4 protein-coding genes and 1 rRNA gene are annotated in these 6,894 nt (G+C 32.7%); all 5 read left to right on the top strand.

Annotated elements, in window-relative coordinates; all coding sequences use genetic code 11:
- Nucleotides 1-115, top strand: a 5S ribosomal RNA gene (rrf, locus tag N4A68_11745); the annotation flags it as partial.
- Between the two features lie 528 nt (nucleotides 116-643).
- Nucleotides 644-1,702 carry a LacI family DNA-binding transcriptional regulator gene (locus N4A68_11740; GenBank protein ID MCT4564967.1) on the top strand — a complete coding sequence of 353 codons (1,059 nt, stop codon included), beginning with the start codon at nucleotides 644-646 and terminating at the stop codon, nucleotides 1,700-1,702.
- 94 nt (nucleotides 1,703-1,796) lie between these two features.
- The gene (ebgA, locus tag N4A68_11735; protein ID MCT4564966.1) at nucleotides 1,797-4,889 is read left to right on the top strand and encodes a beta-galactosidase subunit alpha; all 3,093 of its coding nucleotides are present in this window, start codon (nucleotides 1,797-1,799) and stop codon (nucleotides 4,887-4,889) included.
- Nucleotides 4,890-5,092: 203 nt separating this feature from the next.
- Complete coding sequence (locus N4A68_11730) at nucleotides 5,093-6,025, top strand: sugar ABC transporter permease (protein MCT4564965.1); 933 nt, start codon at nucleotides 5,093-5,095, stop codon at nucleotides 6,023-6,025.
- On the top strand, nucleotides 6,025-6,873 hold the full coding sequence (locus tag N4A68_11725; GenBank protein MCT4564964.1) for a carbohydrate ABC transporter permease: 849 nt from the start codon (nucleotides 6,025-6,027) through the stop codon (nucleotides 6,871-6,873). Before N4A68_11730 ends, N4A68_11725 begins: the two co-directional genes overlap by 1 nt.
- Nucleotides 6,874-6,894: the final 21 nt, after the last annotated feature.

Genomic DNA, 6,894 nt, shown 5'->3' with positions numbered 1-6,894 from the left:
CGGTGGCTATAGCGAAGGGGATACACCTGTTCCCATATCGAACACAGAAGTTAAGCCCTTCTGCGCCGATGGTACTTGGTGGGCAACTGCCTGGGAGAGTAGGTCGTCGCCGGTTAATTATTTAAAACCTGAAAGAAAAAATTCTTTCGGGTTTTTTTATATTGTTTTTCAAAAAACATGATGAAAAAAATTAAAGTATTCTATTCTATATTCATAGGAATTTGAAAAAAATCCAAGGGTGAAAAAACATCCTTGGATTTTTTTATATGTATTGATTTTTAAAGGTTTAGGAGGCTAGTGACAATATTCTAAATATAAATATTATTCAAATAAATACTCTTATATGATTGACAAGTAAAAATTTTAGTAGTAAAATATAACCAAATTTTACTACTAAAATTTCCTTGTATTTTTACTAAAATTTTATAATTTCTTTTACTTCAAATTTGACTCTGATGATTGCATATAGATTTCCTAAAGTTAAACTTAATTTATACATCTCAAAATATCCGATGTTTCTAGGGATTTTTGGATTCTAGCATTTTGGACGTATATAAGTTAAAGTCTATACTAAAATCCCTAGAAAAGGATTGTATATTATAAAACTGCATTTGTTATAAAAACTAAAGATGTGAGGTGCATTATGGCTACAATAAAAGATATTGCAGATATGGCGGGAGTTTCTATAGCTACTGTTTCTAGAACATTAAATCAAGATAAAACTTTGTCAATATCCGATGAAACGAGGCAACGAATTCTTGAGATAGCAGAAGAACTCCAATATAAAACGAGGAAAGAGCGTAACAAATATAAAAATCGAGGAGTGAGTCAAAAGCAAGATATAGGACTTCTACTATTATACTCCCAAGGAGAAGAGCTTAATGATCCATATTATTTATCCATAAGACATGGCATAAAGGAAGAGGGCAAACAATGTGGATTTAATATAATAGAAATGTTTTATGATTCGGAGACAAATAAAAATATAAAAAAATATTCTTTAAAGGGTTTAATAGTTTTAGGTAGCGAAGCTAAATACGAAAAAATTAATTTTAATAATTTATTAGAAGATGTTGAGCATTTTATTTTTGTAGACTTTGATCCCAAGATTGAAGCTGCGGACTGTATTTTAATGGATTTTGAAAAAACCGTTAAAGAGGCAATTTATTACCTAATAAATTTAGGACATGACAGAATAGGTTTTATTGCGGGAGAAGAGCTTCATACGGATGGGTTGGATGAAATTTCACCATTAAAAATTAATGATATAAGAGAACATACATATTATAAGACCTTAAAAAATGAAAAAAAATATTCTTCCAAGTATGTATGTGTAGAGGGACAGTATTCATGTGAACAGGGATACGAATCCATGCTTAAGTTAATTAAACAAGGGGATATGCCTACAGCGGTATTTATTGCAAGTGATACTATGGCTATCGGAGCATTGAAGGCATTACGAGAGAATGGAATAAACGTGCCGGAGGATTTATCCATAGTCAGCTGTAATGATATACCCACTGCTGAATTTGTCATGCCAGCTTTAAGTACTATCCGAGCCAATACCCAGTTAATGGGGACTATGGCTGTACGTATAATTAAGGAACGAATATTACGTGATAGGGATATAGGAGTAAAGATTTTTATACCTACTAAGTTGATAATCAGACAGAGCAGTGGGAAATTGAATTATAAAAAATAATTTTTAGACCAAGCTTTTGTTATGGGACTAGAAAGGTTTAGTACCGGTTTAACTAATAGGTATTTTAGTTGAGCTGTAGAAAGGTGTGAGAAGAATGTGTATTTCTACTGATGTAAGAAATGATTGGGAAAATATCGATGTTTTACAAAGAAATAGAATGAAAAGTAGGAGCTGGTTTGTTCCTTACAGTAAAAAAGATAATGCTTTAACCTATCAAAGAGGGTTATCGGATTCTTACATTTTACTAAATGGGATGTGGAGCTTTTATTTTGCCGAGTCTCCATCAGAAATACCTAGGTATTGCGTAGATGAAAACCATAGTATCGAAAATTGGGATAAGATCATTGTTCCTAGTAACTGGCAGCTTGAAGGATATGATGTAATGCATTATACGGATTTTCATTATCCCTTTCCCATAGATCCTCCTAATGTACCAACCAAAAATCCTACGGGAGTATATAAAAGGAAATTTATTATTCCTAAGGGTTGGAAAAATAAAAGGGTGATTTTAAGGTTTGAGGGAGTGGATAGTGCCTTTCATATTTGGGTAAATGGAGCAAAAGCAGGATATAGCCAAGGAAGCAGATTAAATTCTGAATTTGATATCACCAGTTTGATAAAGGACACAGAGAATGATTTAACGGTGATAGTATATAAATGGTCTGATGGAAGTTATATTGAAGATCAAGATATGTGGTGGTTAAGTGGAATATTTAGGGATGTGGCTTTGATAGCAAGAGAACCTGTTCATGTATATGATTGCTTCATAAAAGGAGATATTGATGACAATTATGAAAATGGGAAACTAGATATAGAGGTAGATATATTTAATTCTAAAACCGAAGGAATTAAGGGATATAGGCTAGGCTTTGAACTCCTTGATGATTTTAATAGTAAGATAATGGAGGCTGAAGTAGCTGATATTAATATAGAAAGTGAAAAACAAGAAACCATAAATGTAAGATATGATATCGGAGGTCCTAAAAAATGGACTGCTGAAATGCCTAATTTATATACTTTACTTATTGAATTAAAGGATAGCAAAGGAGAAGTTATTGAAATAATTTCTCAAAGAGTAGGGTTTAGAAAAGTAGAGCTTAAAAATGGTCTTATAAATGTTAATGGCGTTCCAATTATGCTAAAGGGAGTAAATAGACATGATTATCATCCAGATCTAGGAAGATATGTTACCTATGAGATAATGAAGCAGGATATAGTTATGATGAAAAAGCATAATATCAATGCAGTAAGAACTTCCCATTATCCAAATAATCCCATGTTTTATGATTTATGTGATGAATTTGGTTTGTATGTTATATCCGAGGCTGACCTAGAATGTAATGGGTTCGAATTTATAGGAAATATCCATATGATCAGCGATGATGAGGCATGGGAAAAAGCATATGTAGATCGCATTGAAAGAACAGTCCATAAAGATAAAAATCATCCTTCCATCATCATGTGGTCTTTAGGTAATGAGGCAGGCTTCGGAAGAAATTTTGTAAAGGCGGCTAAAGCTTGTAGAGAAATAGATGATACTAGACTTGTACACTATGAAGAAGATAGGAATGCTGAGGTAAGTGATGTTTATAGCACTATGTATACAAAAGTTGAGGACCTTATTAAGCTTGGGGAGCTTGAAAATACAGATAAGCCCCATATTGTATGTGAATATGCCCATGCCATGGGTAATGGACCCGGAGGATTGAAGGATTATTGGGATGTTTTCTATAAATATGACAGACTTCAAGGGGGATTTATTTGGGAATGGATTGATCAAGGAATAAGACAACAGGATTCAAATGGGAATGAATATTTTGCCTATGGTGGAGATTTTGGGGATGAACCTAATAATTCTAATTTTGTAATAGATGGCATAGTTATGCCGGATAGAAAGCCATCTCCAGGACTGATTGAATTCAAGAAAGTTATTGAGCCTATAAGGGTAGAAGCCCTAGATTTACAAAATGGAAGATTACTTATACATAATTTATATGATTTTCTATCCTTGGATCATTGTCTTCTAACATGGAATATCACAAAGGAAGATATAATCCTAAAATCAGGTTGCAAATGTCTTTCTGGATTCACAAGTAAAAACAAAAAAGAAATTATTTTAGATTATGATATAGCAGATATTATAAATTCACAATATGATTATTGGTTAAATATCTCCTTCGTTTTAAATAGCAAAGTATCCTGGGGTGAGGTGGGACACGTAATAGCATGGGAGCAGTTTAAAATAACTGAAGGAAAAAGCAGACTAAGTGGTGGCAGCTTCTATCCATTAATGGTTGAAGAGGAGAATAACGAGATCATAATACGGGGAAGGGATTTTGAAATAGATTTTCACAAGATTTATGGGAACATAACTAAGTGGAAGTACAATGGAATAGATTTATTTATTGATGGACCAAGATTAAACCTTTGGCGCGCCACAATAGACAATGATATGCATGCGGCAAAGGTATGGAGAGATAAATTTTTACACATGCTTCAGGAAAAGGTTTGCAGAATAAACTATGGAATCCATGATAACCTCGTAAAGGTAGAAATAGAAACTAAGATCGCACCACCAGCCTATGCATGGGGAATAAAATGTAATATTTGCTATTTGATAGATGGAAATGGTGTAGTCACAATTAAGACCAAGGGGCAACCCTATGGGGAAACACCTGATATGATTCCTAGGATTGGTTTTAAAACGAGGATAAATAAAGGTTTTGAAAATGCAACTTGGTATGGTAGGGGAGAGGGAGAAAACTATGTGGATAGCAAAGAGGCAAGCCCCTTTGGTATCTACTCTAAGCATGTTGAAGACCTATATACACCCTATATATATCCCCAGGAAAATGGAAATAGAAGTGATGTGAAATGGGTGTCCCTTACGGATAAAAGAGGAATAGGTTTAATAGTAGTAGGTGAAGAACTAATAAATTTTAGTGCCCATTATTATGAAACAGAGGATTTTGAAAAAGCCAAACATACCGTTGATTTAAAGAAGAAAGATTTTATAACATTCAATATAGATCATAAACAAAATGGTCTAGGTAGTGCAAGCTGGGGACAGGAACAGCTTCCACAGCATAAATTGGAGCTTAAACCCTTTGAATTTACAATAGCATTAAAGGCATTTTCAAAGGAAGAAGTTTCAGAAAAGGAATTGAGTAAGACCCTAGATTTATAATACATTCATAGATCTTCATTTTGACTTCTTAGGCTAGGTGCTTAAGGAGTCGAAATGAAAATATTTATTGAAGCAGCAAGAATTATGCTTTTAATTTTCCAAATATTTATTAAATTGAATTGAAAAATAATATTTAAAATATAATGGATTTCAACAAAACTCCTTAATTTATAAAAATCTTTATTAGAAAAGGGGCTTCAAAAATGATTGAAAGCAAAGAGCATATAAAAAAGAAAGAGAGCTTATTATATAAGATTTTAAATATATTAAAAAAATTAAAGGTTAGTAAAAAAACTGCACCCTATTATTTTCTATCTCCTATCTTGATAATATTTTGTGTATTCATGATCTATCCTATTATAGATTCACTCATCTTAAGCTTCAAGGAATTTAAATATGGTGAATATAATTTCATTGGACTGAGGAATTATACCATGCTATTCAAGGATCAAATATTTATTACATCTTTAAAAAATACATTCGTGTACTTAATCATACAAGTTCCCATAATGATAATGCTCGCATTAATATTTGCAGTTGTGTTAAATCAAAAGTTTTTAAAGCTTAAAGGTTTTTTCAGAATATCAATCTTTATGCCGGCTATTACTGGTTTGGTTGCATACGCATTAATTTTTAAATTACTGTTAAATAGTGATTATGGATTAATAAATCATTTCTTAAGGGCTATTGGATTTCAAGGAGTAGATTGGCTAAATAAACCTTTAAGTGCAAAGGCTTCAATAATGATTGCTATTACGTGGCGATGGACAGGATATAATATGATAATCATGATAGCAGGACTTCAAAGAATTCCCTATGAAATATATGAGGCCTGTGATATAGATGGGGCCAGTAGATTTCAGACATTTATGAAAATCACACTCCCCCTAATGAAACCTATTATACTATTTTGTGCCATAACTTCCACCATTGGAACATTGCAATTATTTGATGAAGCCTATATTTTAACAAATGGTGGACCGGATAATGCAACCACAACGGTAGCTCATTACTTGTATAATCAAGGCTTCAGATATATGAAATTTGGTTATGCAGCAGCCATGAGTTATGTACTTGTTGCAATAATAGCAGTACTTTCGTTAATTCAATTTAAAGTAGCAGGGAGTGAGAGCTAATGATCAGTACAAAGAAAAAACCCGGGGATGCAGGGTTAACAGTAAAGGTAGTGACTTATACATTGCTATTTGTAGTAGTGTTTGCATCATTATTTCCATTCTATATGATGTTTGTATCTTCCACATTATCAAACAAAGAAATCCTTACTGAAAGGCCAAGGCTGATATTTGGATCTAATCTAGCCAATAACTATAAAAATTTTAATGAAAGATTTAATGTGGCAAAGGTTTTATTTAACTCAATATTTATCACAATAACCTATACGATTTTATCCTTATTACTACATTCTATGGCGGGTTATGCCCTAGCAAAGTTTGAATTTAAGGGGAAAAACTTAATTTTTAGTATAATACTCATTACTTTGATGATTCCATTACAGGTATTGCTTATACCTTTATTCAAAATGATGAATAGCATAGGCTGGCAAAACTCATATCAAGCTGTAATAATACCAGCGTTGGCAAATGCATTTGGAATTTTCTTAATGAGACAAAATATGATTTCTTTTCCAGATTCCTTAATAGAAGCAGCCAGGATAGATGGAAGTGGAGAATTTGCTATATTCTTTAAGATCGTATTACCAACTATGAGACCGGCAATAGGGGCATTGGGAATATATAACTTCATGGCTCAATGGGGTAACTTTATGTGGCCATTGATTATCTTAAGTACAAAGGATAAGTATACCTTACCTGTGGCACTGTCAGCTTTGGAAGGACTTCAAAGAAGAGATTTTGGAGTGATTATGTTTGGATCAACAATAGCGACCATACCAATTATGATAATATTTCTAATATTCCAAAGGCAATTTATATCTGGCATGTTAGGTGGGTCTGTTAAGGGTTAGATAGGGATATGATTTCTTAAT

Source organism: Maledivibacter sp. (genome assembly GCA_025210375.1).
GTDB lineage: Bacteria > Bacillota > Clostridia > Peptostreptococcales > Caminicellaceae > JAOASB01.
Note: the sequence above shows the minus strand (reverse complement) of the source record. Positions and strands in the feature narration are given on the sequence as shown.